This is a genomic window from Mesorhizobium sp. Mes31 (genome assembly GCF_024519675.1).
In the GTDB taxonomy this organism is placed as follows: Bacteria; Pseudomonadota; Alphaproteobacteria; order Rhizobiales; family Rhizobiaceae; genus Mesorhizobium.
Window position 1 is genome coordinate 95,532 of record NZ_JALJRL010000008.1, and the last position, 19,469, is coordinate 115,000.

Annotated in this window: 18 protein-coding genes, 1 tRNA gene and 2 rRNA genes (1 of these 21 only partly in view); 17 read left to right on the plus strand and 4 right to left on the minus strand. The window is 63.8% G+C overall.

The annotated features are described in order from the left end of the window. Positions 1–10 precede the first annotated feature (10 nt). The 10 genes from NR193_RS15605 to NR193_RS15650 all read left to right on the plus strand — a co-directional run bounded on the left by NR193_RS15605 (position 11) and on the right by NR193_RS15650 (position 9,705). On the plus strand, positions 11–787 hold the full coding sequence (locus tag NR193_RS15605) for an aspartate dehydrogenase (protein WP_256751696.1): 777 nt from the start codon (positions 11–13) through the stop codon (positions 785–787). After that, positions 787–1,599 (plus strand): alpha/beta fold hydrolase, encoded by an 813-nt coding sequence (locus NR193_RS15610; RefSeq protein ID WP_256751697.1) that lies wholly within the window; start codon positions 787–789, stop codon positions 1,597–1,599. Before NR193_RS15605 ends, NR193_RS15610 begins: the two co-directional genes overlap by 1 nt. Next, entirely contained in the window at positions 1,589–3,337 is a 1,749-nt protein-coding gene (locus NR193_RS15615) for a hypothetical protein (RefSeq protein ID WP_256751698.1), read from the plus strand. The genes NR193_RS15610 and NR193_RS15615 overlap by 11 nt, the downstream gene beginning before the upstream one ends. 113 nt (positions 3,338–3,450) lie before the next feature. After that, positions 3,451–4,422 carry a thiamine pyrophosphate-dependent dehydrogenase E1 component subunit alpha gene (locus NR193_RS15620; protein WP_256751699.1) on the plus strand — a complete coding sequence of 324 codons (972 nt, stop codon included), beginning with the start codon at positions 3,451–3,453 and terminating at the stop codon, positions 4,420–4,422. A 1-nt stretch (position 4,423) separates the two neighbouring features. Further along, positions 4,424–5,398: an alpha-ketoacid dehydrogenase subunit beta gene (locus NR193_RS15625; protein WP_256751700.1), complete on the plus strand. Its 975-nt coding sequence runs from the start codon at positions 4,424–4,426 to the stop codon at positions 5,396–5,398. Between the two features lie 11 nt (positions 5,399–5,409). Beyond that, entirely contained in the window at positions 5,410–6,708 is a 1,299-nt protein-coding gene (locus NR193_RS15630) for an alpha/beta fold hydrolase (RefSeq protein ID WP_256751701.1), read from the plus strand. Positions 6,709–6,813: 105 nt separating this feature from the next. Next, entirely contained in the window at positions 6,814–7,137 is a 324-nt protein-coding gene (locus NR193_RS15635) for an NIPSNAP family protein (protein ID WP_256751702.1), read from the plus strand. A 1-nt stretch (position 7,138) separates the two neighbouring features. Then, positions 7,139–8,008 carry a hypothetical protein gene (locus tag NR193_RS15640; protein WP_256751703.1) on the plus strand — a complete coding sequence of 290 codons (870 nt, stop codon included), beginning with the start codon at positions 7,139–7,141 and terminating at the stop codon, positions 8,006–8,008. Then, on the plus strand, positions 8,008–8,931 hold the full coding sequence (locus NR193_RS15645) for a 3-hydroxyacyl-CoA dehydrogenase NAD-binding domain-containing protein (RefSeq protein WP_256751704.1): 924 nt from the start codon (positions 8,008–8,010) through the stop codon (positions 8,929–8,931). The genes NR193_RS15640 and NR193_RS15645 overlap by 1 nt, the downstream gene beginning before the upstream one ends. A 24-nt stretch (positions 8,932–8,955) precedes the next feature. After that, positions 8,956–9,705: an SDR family oxidoreductase gene (locus NR193_RS15650; RefSeq protein ID WP_256751705.1), complete on the plus strand. Its 750-nt coding sequence runs from the start codon at positions 8,956–8,958 to the stop codon at positions 9,703–9,705. Positions 9,706–9,733: 28 nt separating this feature from the next. Here NR193_RS15650 and NR193_RS15655 read toward each other — a convergent pair whose 3' ends face one another. Then, the gene (locus NR193_RS15655) at positions 9,734–10,486 is read right to left on the minus strand and encodes a pyrroline-5-carboxylate reductase (RefSeq protein ID WP_256751706.1); all 753 of its coding nucleotides are present in this window, start codon (positions 10,484–10,486) and stop codon (positions 9,734–9,736) included. A 110-nt stretch (positions 10,487–10,596) separates the two neighbouring features. Here NR193_RS15655 and NR193_RS15660 point away from each other — a divergent pair, with 110 nt between their 5' ends. From NR193_RS15660 to NR193_RS15690, 7 genes are all read left to right on the plus strand, one after another. Continuing rightward, on the plus strand, positions 10,597–11,370 hold the full coding sequence (locus NR193_RS15660; RefSeq protein ID WP_091583545.1) for a GntR family transcriptional regulator: 774 nt from the start codon (positions 10,597–10,599) through the stop codon (positions 11,368–11,370). Positions 11,371–11,510: 140 nt separating this feature from the next. Further along, positions 11,511–12,623 (plus strand): branched-chain amino acid ABC transporter substrate-binding protein, encoded by a 1,113-nt coding sequence (locus NR193_RS15665; RefSeq protein WP_091583548.1) that lies wholly within the window; start codon positions 11,511–11,513, stop codon positions 12,621–12,623. Between the two features lie 127 nt (positions 12,624–12,750). Beyond that, positions 12,751–13,701, plus strand: a complete 951-nt coding sequence (locus tag NR193_RS15670; RefSeq protein WP_256751707.1) for a branched-chain amino acid ABC transporter permease — start codon at positions 12,751–12,753, stop codon at positions 13,699–13,701. Then, the gene (locus NR193_RS15675; RefSeq protein ID WP_256751708.1) at positions 13,701–14,696 is read left to right on the plus strand and encodes a branched-chain amino acid ABC transporter permease; all 996 of its coding nucleotides are present in this window, start codon (positions 13,701–13,703) and stop codon (positions 14,694–14,696) included. Before NR193_RS15670 ends, NR193_RS15675 begins: the two co-directional genes overlap by 1 nt. Then, a complete protein-coding gene (locus tag NR193_RS15680) occupies positions 14,693–15,523 on the plus strand; it encodes an ABC transporter ATP-binding protein (protein ID WP_256751709.1) in 831 nt (276 codons plus the stop codon). The genes NR193_RS15675 and NR193_RS15680 overlap by 4 nt, the downstream gene beginning before the upstream one ends. Then, on the plus strand, positions 15,447–16,196 hold the full coding sequence (locus NR193_RS15685; RefSeq protein WP_256751710.1) for an ABC transporter ATP-binding protein: 750 nt from the start codon (positions 15,447–15,449) through the stop codon (positions 16,194–16,196). The genes NR193_RS15680 and NR193_RS15685 overlap by 77 nt, the downstream gene beginning before the upstream one ends. Then, complete coding sequence (locus NR193_RS15690; protein ID WP_256751711.1) at positions 16,189–17,478, plus strand: FAD-binding oxidoreductase; 1,290 nt, start codon at positions 16,189–16,191, stop codon at positions 17,476–17,478. The genes NR193_RS15685 and NR193_RS15690 overlap by 8 nt, the downstream gene beginning before the upstream one ends. A gap of 203 nt (positions 17,479–17,681) precedes the next feature. Here NR193_RS15690 and NR193_RS15695 read toward each other — a convergent pair. The 3 genes from NR193_RS15695 to NR193_RS15705 all read right to left on the minus strand — a co-directional run. After that, positions 17,682–17,758, minus strand: a tRNA-Met gene (locus NR193_RS15695). Positions 17,759–17,918: 160 nt separating this feature from the next. Beyond that, a 5S ribosomal RNA gene (gene rrf, locus NR193_RS15700) occupies positions 17,919–18,033 on the minus strand. 274 nt (positions 18,034–18,307) lie between these two features. Continuing rightward, a 23S ribosomal RNA gene (locus tag NR193_RS15705) occupies positions 18,308–19,469 on the minus strand; it runs 1,706 nt beyond the window's last position.

Sequence of the window (19,469 nt, forward strand, 5' to 3'; positions counted from 1 at the left end):
AGAAACCCTGATGGTGACGCTCGGCCTTATCGGCTACGGCACGATCGCGCGCGAGATCGTCTCCGCTTTCCCACAGGGTTCGGTTCGCTGGGTGGCTCTGCTGCGCGAGGGCGCATGCCCGGCCCTGCCGCCGAATGTCGGCGCGGTCACACAGCTTGACGCGCTCATCGGCATACGCCCAATGGCGGTGGTGGAGGCGGCTGGCCAGGAGGCAGTGGCCGCTTACGTGCCCGCGCTTCTTGAAGCGGGCATCCCGACTGTCATCGCTTCGGTCGGCGCACTGTCCGATCCGGGGCTTGCCGCCCGGCTGGCCGGGGCTGCACGCAACGGAGGCGCGCGCTTCGTCCTGCCGTCAGGCGCGTTGGGCGGCCTCGACTATTTGCGAGCGATAGCGGCACTTCCCGATGCGCGGGTGCGCTATACCTCGCGCAAACCGCCTGCCGCCTGGGCGGCGGAACTGGCCACTCTCGGCCTGTCAGCCGACAATGGTGCCGTGACCCTCTTTGAGGGTGCGCCTGCGGAAGCGGCAAAGCTCTATCCGAGGAACCTCAACGCGGCTTTCGCCGTAGCGCTCGCGGCCGGGCCTGACAAGGTCACGGTGCGCGTGGTTGCCGATCCGAACGCCGCCGGCAACACCCACGAGATCGAAGCCGAGAGTGCCGCCGGCACCACCTTCCTCCGGTTCGTCAATGCGCCCTCGCCCGACAATCCCAAGACTTCCGCGCTCACGGCACTCAGCCTCATCGCAACCCTTGGCGAGCTCCTTGATCTGGAAGGCCATCGTTGATGCCCTTCTTCACCGCCGCCGATGGTTGCCGCATTCACTACGAGACGTTCGGCAGCATTGGCCCGCGCCTCCTCCTTATCCCCGGGCTCGGCGGCGACGGCCGCTTCTGGGCCGGCGTCGTTGGGCTGCTCGAGGCCGACCATCGCATCATCGTCACCGACCATCGCGGCGCGGGTCGCAGCGATCGCCCGAATAGCCCTTACTCGATTCCCCTGATCGCCAGCGACATTGCTGGCCTGCTGGCACGGACGGGCGGTCCCGCCCATATTGTCGGACATTCCACCGGTGGCGCCATCGCTCAGGTGCTGGCGCTCGATCATTCTGAACTCGGCCTGAGCTACACGATCAGCAGTTCCTGGGCGCGGGCCGACAGCCGTTTCCATGCGCTCTTCAGCGCTCGCGCCGAACTGCTGGAGGCCGGCATGGCCGAAACCTACCAGCGCCTCGGCCATGTGCTCTGCCACGAACCGTCCTACCTCGAAGCGCATGCCGGACAGCTCGAGGCGGCGGTCGCCGCCGCCCCTCGGACCCTGGCGCCACTTGCCGCCAGCGCCGCGCGCGTGCGCATGCTGCTCGACCACGACCGCCTTGCCGACCTGCCGCGCATCGCCGCCCCGGTCCAGGTGATTGCGGCCGCTGGCGATATTCTGACGCCACCAGAGCTTTCGGAAGCGATCACCACCGCGATACCTGGTGCGGACCATGTGGTCGTTCCCGGCGCGCATTTTCATCCTCTCGCCGATCCCGAGGGTTTTGCCACCATCATTCGCCGTTTCATTGCCGAAGCAGACAGCAAATGTCATGACCGCTGAACTCGCCCCACCTCTCATCGACCCACGCCTCAAGCCAGGTGTCGAGCTCCTCGCCGGAGGACGCGCCATGGCGCGCGACTGGCGCCTCGGCAGTTGCCGCTTCCTCACCGAGACCGGAATGCCTTCCGAGGCCGCATGGAAACGCAAGGCGGCGGCCGAGAGGCGCGTCATGCAACATGCCCATATCGGCTTCAGAAGCGTCGACCGCACCATTGCAGCGATCGGCGAGGTGCACAGGCAATGCCGCAAGGCAGGGGTGACGGTCGACCGTTTCGGCATCACCCTCGACTGGTCGATGGGCTATCCGCAGGCCATGCGCGCCAAGGCAGCGCGCGGCACCGGCATCGTGCTGACCGGCCCCGAGGATTTTGCACGTATCACCAATGCCGCGCCTGCCGCCGCCCATTTCGGCGACTTCATGCTCGGACTGCCGGGCGCGCTGGAAAACACCGCCGCCGCCATAGCCGCGGGAGCGACGGCCGTCGGCAATCTGGGACAGTATTTCACCTTCCGGCTGCCTTACTGGGACGATGACGTTGCGACCACCGAAGCGACCGTCACCGCGCTCGGCCTGATTGCCGCGCAGGATGCCGAAATCCTTGTCCACTCCAATCTCGACGACGGATTCGCGGGACTGTTCGTCGACATGGCCTGTGCGCTCGGCATGGTGCTGATCGAAAAGCACATCGTCGAGGATCTGATCGGCGCGCGGCTCGCCCATTGCTACGGCCACCATTTCAGCGATCCGCTGTCGCGCACCGCCTTTCATGCCGCACTGGTGCGGGTCAGCGACACGCCAGGCACCATGATCTTCGGCAATACCGTCTCCTACCAGTCGACCCCGGCAGGCAATTACGCAAGCCTGGCAAGCTATCTGCTGGCCGACATACTGGCCGTCGGGCGATGGCCCTCCGGCCATGCGATCAATCCCGTGCCGGTGACCGAGAATCAGCGCATTCCCGATGTCGACGAGATCATCGACGCGCAGACCTTCGCTCACCGGCTCACGCTGCACGCGCCTTTCTACGATCCGGTCTTCGACTGGACCAAGGTGGAGGCGATGGCCGATGTGCTTGTCGCGGGCGGACGCCGCTTTGCCGATGCCGCCATGAAGGGGCTGGCCGAGCGCGGGGTGGATACCGGGGACCCGGCCGCGCTGATGCTTGCCGTCCGCCGCATGGGTCCGAAGCGCATGGAGGCGCTCTTCGGCCCGGGCGTGGCAAGCGCGCGCGGACGCACGCCACTGATCCAAGCCGAATGGGCTCGCGAGCTCAATCACAAGGCGGCAAGCTGGGTTTCGACGCAAAAACCGCTGGCAAGGCAAGAACCCCTGACCATCTGCATCGGTACGACCGACGTCCACGAACACGGCAAGTATCTCGTCGAGCAGGCGCTGGCTGGCCTGGGCGTTGCCATTGCCGATGCCGGCGTGGCCGTCGATCCCGAAGCGCTTGTCGCCCACGCGGCTGAGACCGGGGCCAATGCCATCGCCGTCAGCACCTACAACGGCGTGGCGCTTCGCTACGCGCAGGCGGTGAAGGCAGCGATGGTGGCGCGCGGACTTGTCCTGCCCGTGCTCATCGGCGGAAGGCTGAACGAAGTGCCGAAGGACTCCAATTCCGGCCTACCGGTGGATGTGACCGAGGACATCGCAAAGCTCGGCTGCGTGCCATGCGCCGATCTCGATGCGATGCTCGGCGCCCTTCGCTCCATCCCGCTGGCCTGCCAAAACGGGTAGTCCGCCGCATTATCGATCCGGTTTTCCAGACTTGTTTCGACCCTGCCTCGCGGAAGCCCTTGCAAAGTGTCGACACTTTTGTATTTAATTTCGGCATGAGATCGGGGACAGCCGTGAAAAACACTCCTTCCGTCGAACAACATCTGGAAATCTATCGCCGCATGCTGCTGGTGCGGCATCTGGAAGAGAGCCTTGGCGCGCTCCACAAGGAAGGGCGCACGCGCGGTCCGATCCATCGTTGCGACGGCCAGGAAGCTGTCGGGGTCGCGGCCACGGCGGCGCTGGAGACGGGCGACAAGGTCGCCACCACCCATCGCGGCCATGCCGTCTACATCGGCAAGGGCATGGCCATGCGTCCCGTGGTTGCCGAAATCCTCGGCCGCGCCACCGGCGCCTGCGGCGGGCGCGCCGGCCACATGCTGATAGCCGATGCCGAAAAGGGCGTGATCGGCGGCAACGCCATCGTTGGCGCGGGCATCCCGGCGGCAACCGGCATGGCGCTGTCCATGCAAATCCTTGGCAACGGCAACGTCGCCATGTGCATCTTCGGCGACGGCGCGGCCCAGACCGGCATCTGCCACGAGGCGATGAACATGGCGGGGCTGTGGAAGCTGCCTGTCGTCTTCGTGCTTGAGCACAACCAGTTCGGCTTGACCGTCCCATCCGACATCCAGTCGCCGGTCGAGGATCTGTCGATCCGCGCCGCCGGCTACGCGATGCCCGCCGAGATCGTCGACGGCAACGATGCGGTCGCCGTCTACCGCGCCGTGTCGGCGATGGTCGAGCGTGCCCGGCGCGGCGAGGGCCCTGGCATGGTTGAATGCAAGACCTACCGCATTGAGGGGTTTTCCACGTCCGACATGGGCGGTTACCAGAAGCCCGAGGACATCGCCGCCTGGAAAGCGCGCGACCCTTTGCGCGTCTCGCGCAAGGTGCTTTTGGGCAAGGTCGGCGAGGCCCAGCTCGCCGCGATCGAAGCGGCGGCCAAGGCCGAGGTAGCCGAGGCTTTCGAGACCGCGCTGTCCGACCCCATGCCGGAATTTTCCATCGACGAAGCCTGCAACCCCTATAGCGAGGCGCACTGACATGGCCATGATGCGGTACGCCGAAGCGCTCAACGCGGCGCTGCGCGAAGAGATGCAGGCCGACCCCTCCGTCTTCCTCTTCGGTGAAGACATCGGCCGCTATGGCGGCGTCTTCAAGGTGACGAAAGGGCTGATGGAGGAATTCGGTGAGACGCGCGTGCGCGACACGCCGATCTCCGAACAGGCGCTGACCGCCATGGCCGTGACCGCCGCCATGACCGGCACACGGCCGGTGCTGGAAATCATGTATGCGGATTTCATACCACTGACACTCGACGCGCTGGTCAACCAGGCCTCGATCTACAACTACATCTGGAACGGCCAGGTGAAGATGCCTTTCGTGCTGCGCACGCAAGGCGGCGGCGGCGCCGGTGCCGGCGCACAGCACTCCAAGGCGCTCGATTCCATGCTTGCGCACATTCCGGGCATCAAGGTGGTCGCCCCTTCGACGCCCGCCGATGCCAAGGGCATGCTGAAGGCCGCGATCCGCGACGACCAGCCGGTGGTCTTCCTCGAACACAAGCTGCTCTACAACACCCGCGGCGAGGTTCCGGACGGCGATGTGACGGTGCCGCTCGGCAAGGCGGCAACCATGCGCGAGGGTAGCGATATCTCGATCTTCGCCACCTCCAAGATGGTGGTGGAGGCGCTCAAGGCCGCGGACCTTCTCGCGGCTGACGGTGTTTCGGCCGAAATCGTCGATCTGCGGTCGCTGCGCCCACTAGACGTCAACGCCATCGTCGCCTCCATCGCGAAAACGCACCATGCCGTGGTGGTCAACGAAGGCTGGCGCTTCTGCGGCTACGCCGCCGAGCTTTCGGCAACGATCATGGACCACGCCTTCGACGAACTCGATGCGCCGGTGGCGCGCGTCACGCTGCCGGACATGCCGATCCCCTATTCCGAGCCGCTGGAAACGGCGATGCTGCCAAGCGCCGAAAAGATCCGCGCCGCGGCGCTGAAGACGCTGAAGTGACGGAGGCGGCGATGGTGGCCCATCCGATCACGATCGACAGCGCCGGCGGCGAATATATGGAAGCCGTGCTGGTGATCGCCTGGGCGGTGAAGCCAGGCGATCCGGTCAAGGCCGGCGATCTCGTCGTCACCGTCGAGACCGCCAAGGCGGCGACCGAAATCGAAGCCGACCGCGATGGATGGCTGGCGGAAATCTTCTTCGCCGAGGGGCAGGAAGCGCCGGTGGGCGCCGTGCTTGGCGCGATCGCGGACGAGAAGCCCATGGTTGGCCAGCCCGCCTCGCTCGCGCCGGCCGTCGCAACCGCTGCGCAGTCCAATCCGCGCGAGCTTGCGGCGAGTGAAGCCCCTTTCCCCGACCGGCAGCCCGGCAGCCGCCCGATCGCCAGCCCACTTGCCCGGCGACTTGCCGCCGCGGCCGGGCTCGACCTTGCCACCATTTCGGGAAGCGGTCCCCACGGACGCATCAAGAAGCGCGACATCGATGCCACCCTTGCCGCCCGCACGAACGAACGGGATGCCGAGGTCCAACGGACGCCGGCCCCGGGCCAGACATCGTCTGTTGCCGCGCCGACGTTGGCCAGACAAGCCGTGCCGGTGGTTTTCATCCATGGCTTCGGGGCGGATCGCTCCGTGTGGCGGCAGGTCGTTCCGCTGCTCGGGTCGGGAATCGAGACAATCAGCCTCGACCTGCCCGGCCACGGCAGTGAAGCCGCCACGACGGCGAGCAGCATCGAAGAGATCGCTTTCCTCCTCTCCGACCGGCTGGAGGCTATGGGCGTGGGCAATGCCCATCTCGTTGGCCATTCTCTCGGAGGTGCGGCGGCTCTCGCGCTCGCCCGGCTCGGCCGTCTCGCCGTGCACTCAGTCACGCTTCTCGCACCCGGCGGGCTTGGCCCCGAGATCAATACCGGTTTTATTGCCGGGCTTACCCGTGTGACGACCGTCCCGGCGCTGGAGCGGTGGCTGGCCGTCATGGTCGGCGACCCCTCGGTCTTGCCCGCTGGCTATGCGCAGGCCGCGCTGCGACAGATCGAAAAGACCGGCAACCGCGATGCACTCGCGGCGATGGCCGAAAGCCTGTTCCCGGACGGCACCCAGGGCTTCGACCTGGCGAACGCGCTCGCCGAACTCGACGTACCGACACGGCTGATCTGGGGCAGGCTCGATCGCGTCATCCCGGTCGCCCATGCGGCCCGCGCGCCGGGCTTCGCCGCCGTTCATCTTCTCGATGGCATTGGCCATGTAGCGCAGATAGAAGCGCCGGCGCTCACAGCCCGGCTGATCTCCGAGACCGTGCGGAGCGCCGGCTGAGCCGGCAGTTCGATTGATCCCGCGGGTCGGTCGCGGGAGGTAGACAAGACCACGTTACGCCGGCGTCAAGGACGCCGGAGCAGGATGCCAGAAGGAGTGCCCAGGATGATCTTCGACCATCGCACCTACACCGCCCGTCCAAACAAGCTGTCGCATTTCCTCACGCTCTACGAGGAGGTCGGCCTGCCGATGCAGCGACATTATCTGGGCGAGCCCTTCGGCTTCTTCCAGACTCATATCGGCGACCTCTCGCGCACCGTGCATCTGTGGAAATATGATAGCCTTGCCGATCGGGAAGAGCGGCGCGACCGCATGGAAGCCGATCCCGAATGGCAGGCCTATCGACGCAAGGTGATCGAGACCGACTACCTTCTCGACATGCGCAACCAGATTCTCAAACCCGTCTCCTTCTTCAATCCCGGAAAGTAAGATGGATCTGATTTTCTCTGCCGAGGGGCGCAGCTGGCCGCTGCGCCTCACCGGCGATGCCGAGCGCACCCGCCGTGCGCTGCTTTCGGTCCTGCCCATGCGCCTGCAACTCCATACGCCCAAGATCGCCGGCAGCCATATTTATTGGCATGCCCCCTTTGTCGAGGATCTGGAGGGGGCAACGCATGTGCTTGCCGCGGCCGCCGGCGCCTTCATCTACTGGCCGGTGCGGCAGTTCCTCGAAATCACCTTCGCGCCGCTCCAAGCGGAAAATGCCGAGATCACCGTTCTCGGCCATCTCGACGCGCCGGTGGAAGGCATTGCCGAGCTTGCCGCGACACTGAAGCGGGACCAGGGCCGCCGCATCCTGGAAGGCACACTTGGCAGATCGGATGGCAGCGCGCCGGGGCCGTTGGCGCCATCGCCGCTGCCGCGGGATATCATCGCCGCGCGCAAGGCACTGTGGGCGGCATGTCCCGCCGACATCAGCCGGGTCACCGCCTCGCGCGCCATCATGCACCCTGCGGGTCCTGTCTTCACCGCCGAGTCGGAAGCGCGGGTGCTGCACGAATTGCTGTGGTGGATACGCGCCGAGCGCGGCAGAAAGGACGAGGTGGTGCTGCGCCAGGTGGCCGCGCTGGCGCTCGACAAGACCGCAACCCGCCTGCGCGACTTCTGCCACATGGAGGAAACGCCGGCCCTGCTTTTCCGGCTCAAGGCGGCGATGGGCGACGGCTGTCCTTTCGATGCCCTGATCGACGAGGCGATCCTGGTTGCCGGGCGGATCGGCGCCTGGCTCGATCTTCTCATCCCGTGGAACGACCTCAACGAGGCCTTCCGCGCCGCGCTTGACGGAAGGAGGGCCGAGTAATGGAAAAGCTGACCATCGGCATTGTCGGTTTTGGCGTGATCGGGCAGCGCTGGACGGCTTGCTTTGCCCATGCTGGTCACGCGGTGCGCGTGTTCGACCCGACGGAGCGGCGCGAGGCCGCTTTCAGCGAGACGCTGCCTGCGCTGATGGCCGATCTCGACGCGTTGAAGGGGGCCTCGTCCACGCCCGGTGCCATCCGTATTTTCCCGACACTCGCCGAGACGCTCGAAGGCGTCGATTTCGTGCAGGAGAACGGCCCGGAAGATCTGCCGCTCAAGCGCCGGCTGCTGGCCGAGATCGAAGGCCATGTCGGTGATGAGGTCGTCATTGCTTCCTCCTCCTCGGCCCTGCTGGTGTCCGACATGCAGGGCGAGTGCCGCCGGCCCGGCCGCATCGTGCTCGGTCATCCTTTCAACCCGGCGCATCTGATGCCCCTGGTCGAGATCGTCGGCGGCAAGGCGACCGATCCGCAAGCCATCGCCCGGGCACGCGCCATCTATGAAGCAATCGGCAAGAAGCCGGTGACGCTCAACCGGGAAGTGACCGGCCATATCGCCCTGCGCCTGATGGGTGCGATGTGGCGCGAGGCAATCGCGCTGGTGCGCGACGGCGTCGCCTCCGTCGAGGACGTGGATCGTGCCTTCATGTATGGGCCGGGCGCGAAATGGACCCTGCAAGGCTCGTTCATTTCCAACAGCCTCAACGCCGATGGCATCGAGGATTTCCTGCGCAAATATGGCCCGACCTATCAGGCGATCTGGGACACGCTGCTCGACGCGAAGCTCGATGATGAGACGATCCGCGCGATCACGGCTTCGACAAATGCGGCGGTGGACGGACGCAGCCAGGACGACCTGAAGGCAGCGCGGGAGGCTGGCCTGGTCGGCATTCTGAAAACGGTGGCCGAACGCGGCGCGCTCTAATCGTCACGGTTCAGGAGAACGGCAATGAACTACCGTACTGCCCTCGTGACCGGTGCCTCGAAGGGCATCGGCGCGGCGATCGTCGAGAGCCTGGTCATGGAAGGATTGACCGTCCATGCGCTGGCGCGCAACCACGACGCACTGCAGGTCCTGCAGGCGCGGCTCGGACCAAGCGTCAAGCCGCTTGTCGCCGATGTACGCGACATCGAAGCGATCGCCTCCGCACTCGGTTCGACGGAAATCGACGTGCTGGTCAACAATGCCGGCGGTCTGGCGACCGTGCGCCCCCTTCATGAGCAAAGCGCTGAAGAGACAGCCGAGGTGGTGGCGCTTAACCTCACCGCGCCGTTGCAGCTCATCCGCCTGTTGCTGCCGGGCATGATCGCACGCAAGCGTGGCCACGTCTTCAACCTGACCAGCACGGCGGCCAGCGCCGTCTTTCCCGGCACGACAGCCTATGGTGCGGCCAAGGCCGGCCTCTCCCAGGCCGGCCGCATCCTGCGCTTCGATCTCGCGGGCACGGGCGTGCGGCTGACCGAGATCGCGCCTGGCCGTGTGGAAACGGACTTCTATCTGAAGGCCTTCGACGGCGACCGCGAAGGCCTGCGCAAACGCATGTACTCCGATCAGCGGCCGCTCGGCCCGGCGGACATTGCCGCGGTGCTTGTCGCCGCGCTGCGGATGCCGGACCATGTCGACATCGCCGAACTGACCGTCGCGCCAAGCGAACAGGCAGCCGGCGGCCAGGTCTATCCGCCCGCGCCGCAGCGGTGAACGCGCGTGGCGTCAGCGACGCCGCTCATCAGCCTTGCCCTGTCAATTTGTCGAGCACCGTCGCGCAAGCTTCCTCCCAGGCTGCCGGCACGCTACGCGCCGAAAGAACTTGCAGGCCCCGCTCGGTGATGCCACCCGGTGTCACCAGCTCTTCGAGCATCTGGTCCATCGGTTCGCTCTTCTCCGCGAGAAGCCGCCCGGCAGCCACGAAGGTCAAGGCCGTCAGCCGGCGGGCGACTGCCGGATCGAGACCTTCGGAACTCGACCAATCGGCCGTCTTGCGGATCAGATCCTGCGCCCAGCCATAGACGGCGGCGCTGACCGTCGCCACTTCGAAGTCCGCTTCGCTGGCGAGAGCGATCGCGGGGCCGAGCCGGTCGAGAACTGCCCGCGCCCGCTCGAGGTCGGGGAAATAGACTGTCGGACTGGCGGCAATCTCGGAGGCGGTGAACGGCATGGCGCGCACGGCGCGCGCGGGCGCGACCTCGAGCCGTGACAGCGGCACGCCGGCGCAAACCGAAACCACAAGCTGCCCCTCGCGCCAGGGCAGGCCCATGACCGTCTCCGGCGCTTGAGCCGGCCGTACGGCGAGAATCACGACATCGGCCCGCTCGACGAGATCGCGATTGCCGGTCGCCAGCCGAAAGCCATGCTGTGCGGCAAGCGCCGCGGCCTTGCCGCGCGGCGACAACAGGATCGTTTCAGGGTCGAGCCCGGAACGCAGGAAGCCAGCCAGCATGGACGCCGCCAGGTGCCCGACGCCAAGTATGCCTATGATCATCGTCGTCTCCCCGGTTGCAACCTGCGGCTTGCCATTCCCGTGAAGTTGGGAAAGAAAGAGGCACCGTAAAGTGTCGACACAGCCTGCAGACAAATCAGATTGGAATCTTCATGACCGAAAGAGCCGAGACCAGCGCCGACAGCGACCCGTCCCTTGCGAACGAGGCCGAAACGCGCCGCAGTGCCGACAGCAGCGAGCGCGCTTACACCACCATCCGCAAGCTTCTGGTCGAGTTCAAGCTGAAGCCTGGCGAACGCATCAACGAGGTCCAGCTTTCGCGCAGCCTCGGCGTGTCGCGCACGCCGATCCGCGAGGCGCTGAACCGGCTCGCTTCCGAGGGCTTCGTTTCGCTCACGCCCAATCGCGGTTTCTTTGTCAGGAGCCTCAGCACCGAGGGTCTGCTCGACCTTTACGAACTGCGCTCCATCATTGAATCCGCGGCTTTCAAGCTGATGTGCGAGCGCGCGGAAGACAGCGAGATCGACCGTTTGCGGCAGTACTGGGAGGCGATCGTCGATGGCTATCGCGACCAGCCGCCGGACATCATCCTGGCCGAGGACGAAGGCTTTCATCTGCTCATCGCCGAACTGTCCGGAAATCCGGAACTTGTCGGCCAGCTCGCCTCCATCAATGCGCGCATCCGCTTCATCCGCCGCATCCAAATCGAACACCCCTCGCATGACAAGGCGCAGATCACCTCTCACTCGGCGATCGTCGAAGCCGCCGTCAAGAGGGATGCCGAGAACGGCGCGAAACTGTTGCGCGAACATATCGAAATGACCGTCTCCGCGACGCAGCAGGCGCTCAAGGACGCCCTGCTCAAGGTTTTCGCGCCCGACAACGGCGCCGACCTGAAGCGCCGGCGACGGGCTCGCGACGCATAATCGATATCTGAGCACAAAATTGAACGCAATAGTGTCGACACTTTCTTGACGACGGTCTCTTTGTCTGCTTCGATGGGTTCCAAGGGAGAGAAGACCGGAACGGCCGCTCCTGTCGTGACCAGTAGCCAAGGGGAACCATCATGAGGAAATTTACCGCCACGCTCCTTCTCGGAGCATCGCTGTTCGCAGGCCCGGCCATGGCTGAGCAGACCACGATTGGTCTCTCCGCTCCGCTCTCTGGCCCGCAGGCCTATTTCGGCACCACATGGCATAACGGCTTCAAGCTCTATATCGACAAGCTGAACGCCGAAGGCGGGGTCAATGGCGTGACCATTGCCTATGAGCAGGAAGACGACAAGGCAGATCCGCGCGAGGGAACGCTCGTGGCGCAGAAGTTCTGTGACAATGCCCAGGTGGTGCTTGGCCTTGTCAACTTCAATTCCGGCGTCGCCCAGTCCACCCTGCCGATCTACGAGGATTGCACGCTGCCGACGATGACCTTCGGCTCCAACCCTTCGCTGACCAAGCAGGGCTACAAGTTCATGGTGCGCCCGGTCGCGAACGATCTGGCGGGCGCGCTGCTGCCGGCTGAATACGCGCTCGGCAAGCTTGGCGCCAAGACGGCCCTGATCGTCAACGACAAGCAGGTGTTCGGGCAGGGAATATCCGAGATCTTCGCCAAGAACTTCCAGGATGGTGGCGGCAAGGTCCTCGACACGATTGCCGTCGCGCCGAGCGACGTGGACTTCGCCGCCGTGCTGGCGCAGATCAAGCCGAAGAAACCCGACGTGATCTATCTCGGTGCCGTCATGCCGCAGCTCGCGCTCTTTGCAAAGCAGATGCATGAGCAAGGCATCACTGCCACGCTGATCGTGCCCGACGGTGGCTACACACCGGACTTCATCAAGCAGGCTGGCGAGCCCAACGTCCAGGGCGCGCTCGTCGCCATCCAGGTGCCGCCGATGGATGCCTCACCGGCGATCGCCGATTTCGCCAAGCTCTACAAGGCCAAGTATGGCGAGGACGCCGGCCCCTACTCGATCTACGGCTATGTGCAGGGACAGATCCTCGAACAGGTGCTCAAGACAACCAAGGGCCTGACGCGCGAGGACATCAACGCGGCGCTGCACGCGGTCAAGGTCAAGACCGCCGTGGGTGAACTGGAATTCGACGACACAGGCGAACTCAAAGTCGCCCCATCCTACCTCTACAAGGTAGAGGGCTCGGCCTTCCAGCTTGTCGGCTCAAAATAGCAGCCGGGCGCGGGAGCCGCCTGCCTTTTGAAGGCGGCTCCTCTTGCCTCCTGACGGCCGCGCCTGACAAGAATGCGATGGCCGGTTCGACCGGTCGATCGGAACTCATTGCACAGGACGCCAGCCCATGCTGGGAAACCTCATTCAGCAGACGGTCAACGCGTTGACCATCGGCTCGATCTACGCGTTGATCGCGCTCGGCTACACCATGGTCTATGGCGTGTTGCGCATGATCAATTTCGCCCATGGCGAGATGTTCATGCTCGGTGCCTATGTCGCCTTTCTGGTCCTCAGCATGCTCGTTGGCGATGTCGGCATGGCGGGCGCGATCGCGCTTACCGTGGCCTTTCTCGTGGCTATCTTCCTGGTGGGCTTCATTGGCGTCGGCATTGAACGCGTCGCCTACAAGCCGTTGAGAAACTCCACCCGGCTTGCGCCAATGCTCTCCTCGCTTGGCGTTTCGCTCTCGCTGGTCACCGGCATACAGATTCTTGCCGGGCCACAGCCGGTCGCCTTTCCGAGCTTCTTCCCCGTCGTCCGTTACGAGGTGATGGGGGGCACAATCACCTCGATGCAGATCGGCATCCTGGTTGCCGCCTTCGTGTTGATGTTCGGCCTCTATTTCCTCGTCAACCGCAGCCGTATCGGCATCATCGTGCGCGCTGTTTCGGAAAGCCGCCCGACCGCACAGCTTCTCGGCATCAACGTCAACGGCGCGATCTCCATGGTGTTCTTCGTCGGCCCGCTGCTCGGCGCGGCGGGCGGCATCCTCTATGCCAGCTATTACGGCATCATGTCGCCGTCCATGGGTGCCGTCATTGGCCTGAAGGCCTTCACCGCGGCGATCCTCGGCGGCATCGGCTCCATTCCCGGCGCCATGCTTGGCGCCTTCATCCTCGCTTTCGTCGAAGTTGGCGGAACCGCCTTGCTGCCCGTCGTCACCCATGGCGTGCTGGGCACTGAATATCGCGACGTGCTCACCTTCGCCATCCTCATACTCGTGCTTCTCGTTCGTCCCGCCGGCATATTGGGCGAGGCCGTGTCCGAGGAAAGCATCGTGTACAAGAGGGAATTCTGATGTCCGTCGCCGAGACCCTCGCTGCCGTCAGGCCGCGTTCAAGCCGGGCCTTGTCGCTCCTTGTCTTTGCCATCGCGATCGCGCTGATCGCGGCGACGCCCTTCCTGCCCAACTACTACATCCGCGTCATCGACAGCCTGCTGATCTACATTCTGCTCGGCATCGGCCTGAACATCGTCATCGGCTATACCGGCTTGCTCGATCTCGGCTTCGTCGCCTTTTATGCGGTCGGCGCATACAGCTACGCACTGCTCGCCAGCCCCCAGCTCGACCTGCATTTGCCCTTCCTGCTCATTCTGCTCGTCGCCGCCTGCCTCGGCGCGATCACGGGCATTTTGCTTGGCATTCCGGTGTTGAGGCTGCGCGGCGACTATCTTGCCATCGTCACACTCGGCTTTGGCGAGATCGTCCGCATCATCATCAACAATCTCGACTGGCTCACCGGCGGGCCGAAGGGCATAGCCCGCCTCGACAAGGCTTCGATCCTCGGCATCCAGATCGCGCGGCCCGTCGATTTCTTCTGGCTCTTGCTTGTTGTCGTGCTGCTGGCCGGACTTGTGGCCTGGCGGCTGGAGCGCTCCATCCTCGGCAAGGCCTGGGCAGCGATCCGTGAAGACCAGGACGCCGCGCGCGGTATCGGCATCAATACGACCAACGCCAAGCTTGCCGCCTTCGCCACCTCCGCGACCATCGGTTCGATCGCGGGAGCAATCTTCGGTGCCTCCCAGCGCTTCGTCAGCCCGGAAAGTTTCACGCTTCAGGAATCCGTGCTGATCGTGCTGATGATCGTGGTCGGCGGCATCGGCAACATTCTCGGCATCGTCGCCGGCGCGGCAATCCTGATCCTGTTGCCGGAGGTGTTGCGCGAATTCGCCGAATGGCGCATCCTGTTCCTCGGGCTGTTGATGATCTTCCTGATCATCGTGCGCCCGGCCGGCATCGTTCCGCGCAGCTTCGGGCCAGACAAGCTCATCCGGAGGCTGATCGGCAAATGACCCTGGCCTTTGACAGACTGCGCAAGGAATATGGCCAGGTCGTCGCCATCGACGACGTGACGGCCTCTTTCGCTCCCGGACTGATCCATGGAGTGATCGGACCCAACGGCGCCGGCAAGTCGACGCTCATCAACATGACCGCCGGCTCCTACACCGTCTCCTCCGGATCGATCGTGCTCGACGGAAAGCGCCTCGACAAGCTCAAGAAATATCAGATCGCCAATTCCGGAGTCGCCCGCACGTACCAGAACATCCGTCTCTTCGACCAGATGACGGCGCTCGAAAACCTCGAGGTCTGCTTTTACCCGACCGATGTCGGCGGCACCTGGAAAGAAGTGCTGTGGCCGCCCTATGCCTCGTCCCGGCGCGACCATCGGCGCGAGAAATGCATGGAGATCCTGCGTTTCTTCGATCTGCAAGGCCATGCCGACGCGGAAGCAGGCAGCCTGCCTTATGGCCGGCAGCGCATGCTGGAAATCGCCCGCGCGCTGGTTTGCAATCCGCGTGTGCTGCTGCTTGACGAGCCCGCCGCCGGGCTGAACCATCACGAGACGGCGGAATTGACCGCCAGGCTCGCCGCCCAGCGCTCGCCCGACCGGATCACCATCATCGTGGAGCACGACATGGATCTGGTCATGGCGCTCTGCGACAACATCATCGTCATGCATCACGGAAAGCTGCTTTTTCAGGGTACACCCGCCGAGGTGCAGGCCAGCACCGACGTCCAACTCGCCTATCTGGGAACCGCCAATGACATCGACGACATCCGAGCCGCTGCTCAGGATCGCCGGGCTCAGCTCGGGATACGGACGCGTCGGCGTTCTTGAAGACATAGACATCGACGTCGATTCGCACGAGATCGTCGTTGTTCTCGGCCCGAATGGCGCCGGCAAGACGACGCTGCTCAACTCCATCTCCGGCGTTGCGCGTCCGACCGCCGGCAGCATCACCTTCGAAGGGCGCGACATCGCCGGCATGCGGCCGGAGCAGGTCGTGCGTCTCGGCATCACCCATTGCCCGGAAGGCCGCCAGATCTTCCAGCGTCTGACGGTGGAAGAAAACCTGGTCGCCGCCCATATCGGCCGCGGCGGCAAGAGCTTTGAAGCGCTACGCGCCGAGGCTTTCGATCTCTTTCCGGTGCTGAAGGAGCGGCGCAATGGCATGGCAAGCCGCATGTCCGGCGGCCAGCAGCAGATGCTTGCGATTGGTCGGGCGCTGATGGCCGAGCCGAAACTTCTGATGCTCGACGAACCGTCCCTCGGCCTTGCCCCGAAGATCGTTCACCAGATCTTCCGCATCATCCTCGACCTGTCGCGCAACGGCATTTCCATCCTGCTTGTCGAGCAGAACGTTCAGCTCGCGCTTGAATGCGGCGATTACGCCTATCTGCTGAACACGGGCAAGGTGAAGCTTCACGCCCCCGCACAGGAAATGGCCGAGCATTCCGCGTTGAGCGAGCACTATCTCGGCGGGGCAAACACGGACGTTCTTCATGTTTGAGGTCGACTGGAAGACGCCGCATCTCTGGCGCAAGACTGCAAATTTGCGTCAGACGGCGCCGGCGCTCCAGGGCGATTTGAAGACCGACGTACTGATCGTCGGCGGGGGCTTCACCGGCATGGCCGCGGCACTCGGCGCGCGCGACAGCGGCGTCGATGTCATCCTCCTCGAAGGCAACGAGATCGGTTCGGCGGCCTCCGGCCGCAACAACGGCCTCGTCATTTCACACCATTCCAAGGCATCACCTTCGGAGTTCGAGGCGGCATACGGAAAGACCATAGGTACCCGCTACAACCGCATGGTGGCGGATGCGGCGGGTGTGGCCTTCGGCCTGATGCAGCGCTTCAACATCGATGCGCACCAGGTGCAGGAAGGCTGGATCCAGCCCGCCCACACCGAGGCGACGCTTGCCCGCACCCGGCAGTTCTACGAGGAATGGAAGGCCTTCGGCGCGAATGTCTCCAGCCTTGACCGCGCCGAAGCCACCGCACGCATCGGCAGTCCCTATCTCGGCGGCTGGATGGTTCACAATTCGGGCCATATCAATCCGTTTGCCATGACCATCGGCCTCGCGGCCGCGCTGGAGCGCGAGGGCGTGACCATCTGCGAGAACTCCCGTGCAACGCGCATCGAGAAGGTGGAGGGCGGCTGGCGCGTCTTTACCGCGTCGGGAAGCATCACCGCACCCGAGGTCGTGCTGGCGACCAACGCACTGACCGGCGACATCTGGCCAGGGCTCAAGAAGACGCTGGTGCCGCTCAAGGTGTTCCAGGCGGCGACCAACCCGCTGCCGCAGGACGTGCGCGCGAAAATCCTGGTCGGCAATCCGGCCGTATCCGACATGCGCAACGACATCCGCTATTTCCACTATGACCGCGACAATCGGCTGGTCAGCGGCGGTACGCATACATTCTGGTTTGACGAAGCCGATCGCGGCCGGACCAAGGTCTCGCGCATGCTGGGCAAGGCATTTCCGGCGTTTGGCGGCGAACCGGAGATGGTGGAATATTGGCACGGGACTTTCGCGGTGGTGCCCGACCGCAGGCCGCGCCTCTATCGCCTGGCTCCCGGCCTTGTGTTTGGTGGCGTCTATTCCGGCCGCGGCGTGGCACTTTCGATGTCGCTTGGCCAGGACATTGGCCGCTGGGCCGCTGGCCGGCGTACGGACGGGCAGATGCCGCTGCCGGTCACCAACATGAAACCGGTCCCGTTCCATCCGATCGCGGTGCAGGTCGCCAACCGCATGCACGCCTGGAACCGCTTCCAGGATCAAGGTTCCTAGAACTCTTGGCCGCTTCAAACCAAAATCCCGTCGGCTTTTGTGGCTGCGGGTTTTGTCTTTGGTTTGGGGAGAGGTTTTGTTTTTGTCTTTGCCCGGCGGCGTCGGCTAAGGCGTCCTTGCGGGCCCGTGATCCGGAGCAAATCGATGGCCACCGTCAGCCAGATACAAGAACAGCCCGGGCTGGGCCGGGCTGTTCTTGTATTTGGTTGCGGGGACAGGATTTGAACCTGTGACCTTCAGGTTATGAGCCTGACGAGCTACCGGGCTGCTCCACCCCGCGTCAACCGTTGCAGCGATCGCTGCCTGGAAAGCCAGTCGCCAAATGAAAGGGCCGCTTACGCGGCCCGGGATCCCGTTGGCGGGCCTGTTCGCAGAGAGAAGATTTCTCCCCATCCAGGATCATTTTGATTCTGGATGTGAGTTTAACGTGCGTTTGGCAGACCTGGCAGCGACCTACTCTCCCGCGTCTTGAGACGAAGTACCATCAGCGCTGGAGCGTTTCACGGCCGAGTTCGGAATGGGATCGGGTGCAGCCGCTCCGCCATAACCACCAGGTCGGCAAAACGCACGTTATTCGAGAAGCTGGGTTAGGGATCAGGCAATAGGGGCTAGTGAGTAGGAAGTACCGGCTCACTATCCGTTTTGTGCCATTTTCCTGTCTTTCCGTGCCAAGGCGACGTTGTTTGCAGACTGCTTCGGGCGATGCCCGCAAGCGCGACTGCGCGTCGCCGGTCGTCCGGCGCCCTCGCGGAGCATAGGCCCGTAAGGGCCGCTCATGCGTGAGCGCTGGCCAAGACCATCGTATTCACGATGGGCATAAGGAATGAGAACGATCAAGCCGATCGAACTATTAGTACCGGTAAGCTTCAAGCGTTGCCGCTCTTCCACACCCGGCCTATCAACGTGGTCGTCTTCCACGGTTCTCAGGGAATACTCGTTTTAAGGTGGGTTTCCCGCTTAGATGCCTTCAGCGGTTATCCCGTCCGGATATAGCTACCCTGCTATGCGGCTGGCGCCACAACAGGTCCACCAGAGATCCGTCCATCCCGGTCCTCTCGTACTAGGGACAGATCCTTTCAATATTCCTACACCCACGGCAGATAGGGACCGAACTGTCTCACGACGTTCTGAACCCAACTCACGTACCGCTTTAAATGGCGAACAGCCATACCCTTGGGACCTGCTCCAGCCCCAGGATGCGATGAGTCGACATCGAGGTGCCAAACAACCCCGTCGATATGGACTCTTGGGGGTCATCAGCCTGTTATCCCCGGCGTACCTTTTATCCGTTGAGCGATGGCCCTTCCACGCGGGACCACCGGATCACTATGACCGACTTTCGTCTCTGCTCGACTTGTCAGTCTCGCAGTCAGGCAGGCTTATGCCATTGCACTCAGCGAACGATTTCCGACCGTTCTGAGCCCACCATCGCGCGCCTCCGTTACTCTTTAGGAGGCGACCGCCCCAGTCAAACTACCCACCATACATTGTCCCGGACCCGGATAACGGGCCGCGGTTAGACATCCATAGTAATAAGGGTGGTATTTCAAGGGTGGCTCCACCTGAGCTGGCGCCCAGGTTTCAAAGCCTACCACCTATCCTACACATGCCACTACGAATGCCAATGTAAAGCTATAGTAAAGGTGCACGGGGTCTTTCCGTCTAACCGCAGGAACCCCGCATCTTCACGGGGAATTCAATTTCACTGAGTCTATGCTGGAGACAGCGGGGAAGTCGTTACGCCATTCGTGCAGGTCGGAACTTACCCGACAAGGAATTTCGCTACCTTAGGACCGTTATAGTTACGGCCGCCGTTTACTGGGGCTTCGATTCAGAGCTTGCACCCCTCCTCTTAACCTTCCAGCACCGGGCAGGCGTCAGACCCTATACGTCGTCTTGCGACTTCGCAGAGCCCTGTGTTTTTGATAAACAGTCGCTACCCCCTGGTCTGTGCCACCCTCCTCTACTTGCGTAGAAAAGGGTCACGCTTC

Bases quoted from the DNA above. Each gene is read 5' to 3' on its own strand.
- NR193_RS15605 (WP_256751696.1), top strand. From the start codon at position 11: ATGGTGACGCTCGGCCTTATCGGCTACGGCACGATCGCGCGCGAGATC.
- NR193_RS15610 (WP_256751697.1), top strand. From the start codon at position 787: ATGCCCTTCTTCACCGCCGCCGATGGTTGCCGCATTCACTACGAGACG.
- NR193_RS15615 (WP_256751698.1), top strand. From the start codon at position 1,589: ATGACCGCTGAACTCGCCCCACCTCTCATCGACCCACGCCTCAAGCCA.
- NR193_RS15625 (WP_256751700.1), top strand. From the start codon at position 4,424: ATGGCCATGATGCGGTACGCCGAAGCGCTCAACGCGGCGCTGCGCGAA.
- NR193_RS15630 (WP_256751701.1), top strand. From the start codon at position 5,410: ATGGTGGCCCATCCGATCACGATCGACAGCGCCGGCGGCGAATATATG.
- NR193_RS15635 (WP_256751702.1), top strand. From the start codon at position 6,814: ATGATCTTCGACCATCGCACCTACACCGCCCGTCCAAACAAGCTGTCG.
- NR193_RS15640 (WP_256751703.1), top strand. From the start codon at position 7,139: ATGGATCTGATTTTCTCTGCCGAGGGGCGCAGCTGGCCGCTGCGCCTC.
- NR193_RS15645 (WP_256751704.1), top strand. From the start codon at position 8,008: ATGGAAAAGCTGACCATCGGCATTGTCGGTTTTGGCGTGATCGGGCAG.
- NR193_RS15650 (WP_256751705.1), top strand. From the start codon at position 8,956: ATGAACTACCGTACTGCCCTCGTGACCGGTGCCTCGAAGGGCATCGGC.
- NR193_RS15655 (WP_256751706.1), bottom strand. From the start codon at position 10,486: ATGATCATAGGCATACTTGGCGTCGGGCACCTGGCGGCGTCCATGCTG.
- NR193_RS15660 (WP_091583545.1), top strand. From the start codon at position 10,597: ATGACCGAAAGAGCCGAGACCAGCGCCGACAGCGACCCGTCCCTTGCG.
- NR193_RS15665 (WP_091583548.1), top strand. From the start codon at position 11,511: ATGAGGAAATTTACCGCCACGCTCCTTCTCGGAGCATCGCTGTTCGCA.
- NR193_RS15670 (WP_256751707.1), top strand. From the start codon at position 12,751: ATGCTGGGAAACCTCATTCAGCAGACGGTCAACGCGTTGACCATCGGC.
- NR193_RS15675 (WP_256751708.1), top strand. From the start codon at position 13,701: ATGTCCGTCGCCGAGACCCTCGCTGCCGTCAGGCCGCGTTCAAGCCGG.
- NR193_RS15680 (WP_256751709.1), top strand. From the start codon at position 14,693: ATGACCCTGGCCTTTGACAGACTGCGCAAGGAATATGGCCAGGTCGTC.
- NR193_RS15685 (WP_256751710.1), top strand. From the start codon at position 15,447: ATGACATCGACGACATCCGAGCCGCTGCTCAGGATCGCCGGGCTCAGC.
- NR193_RS15690 (WP_256751711.1), top strand. From the start codon at position 16,189: ATGTTTGAGGTCGACTGGAAGACGCCGCATCTCTGGCGCAAGACTGCA.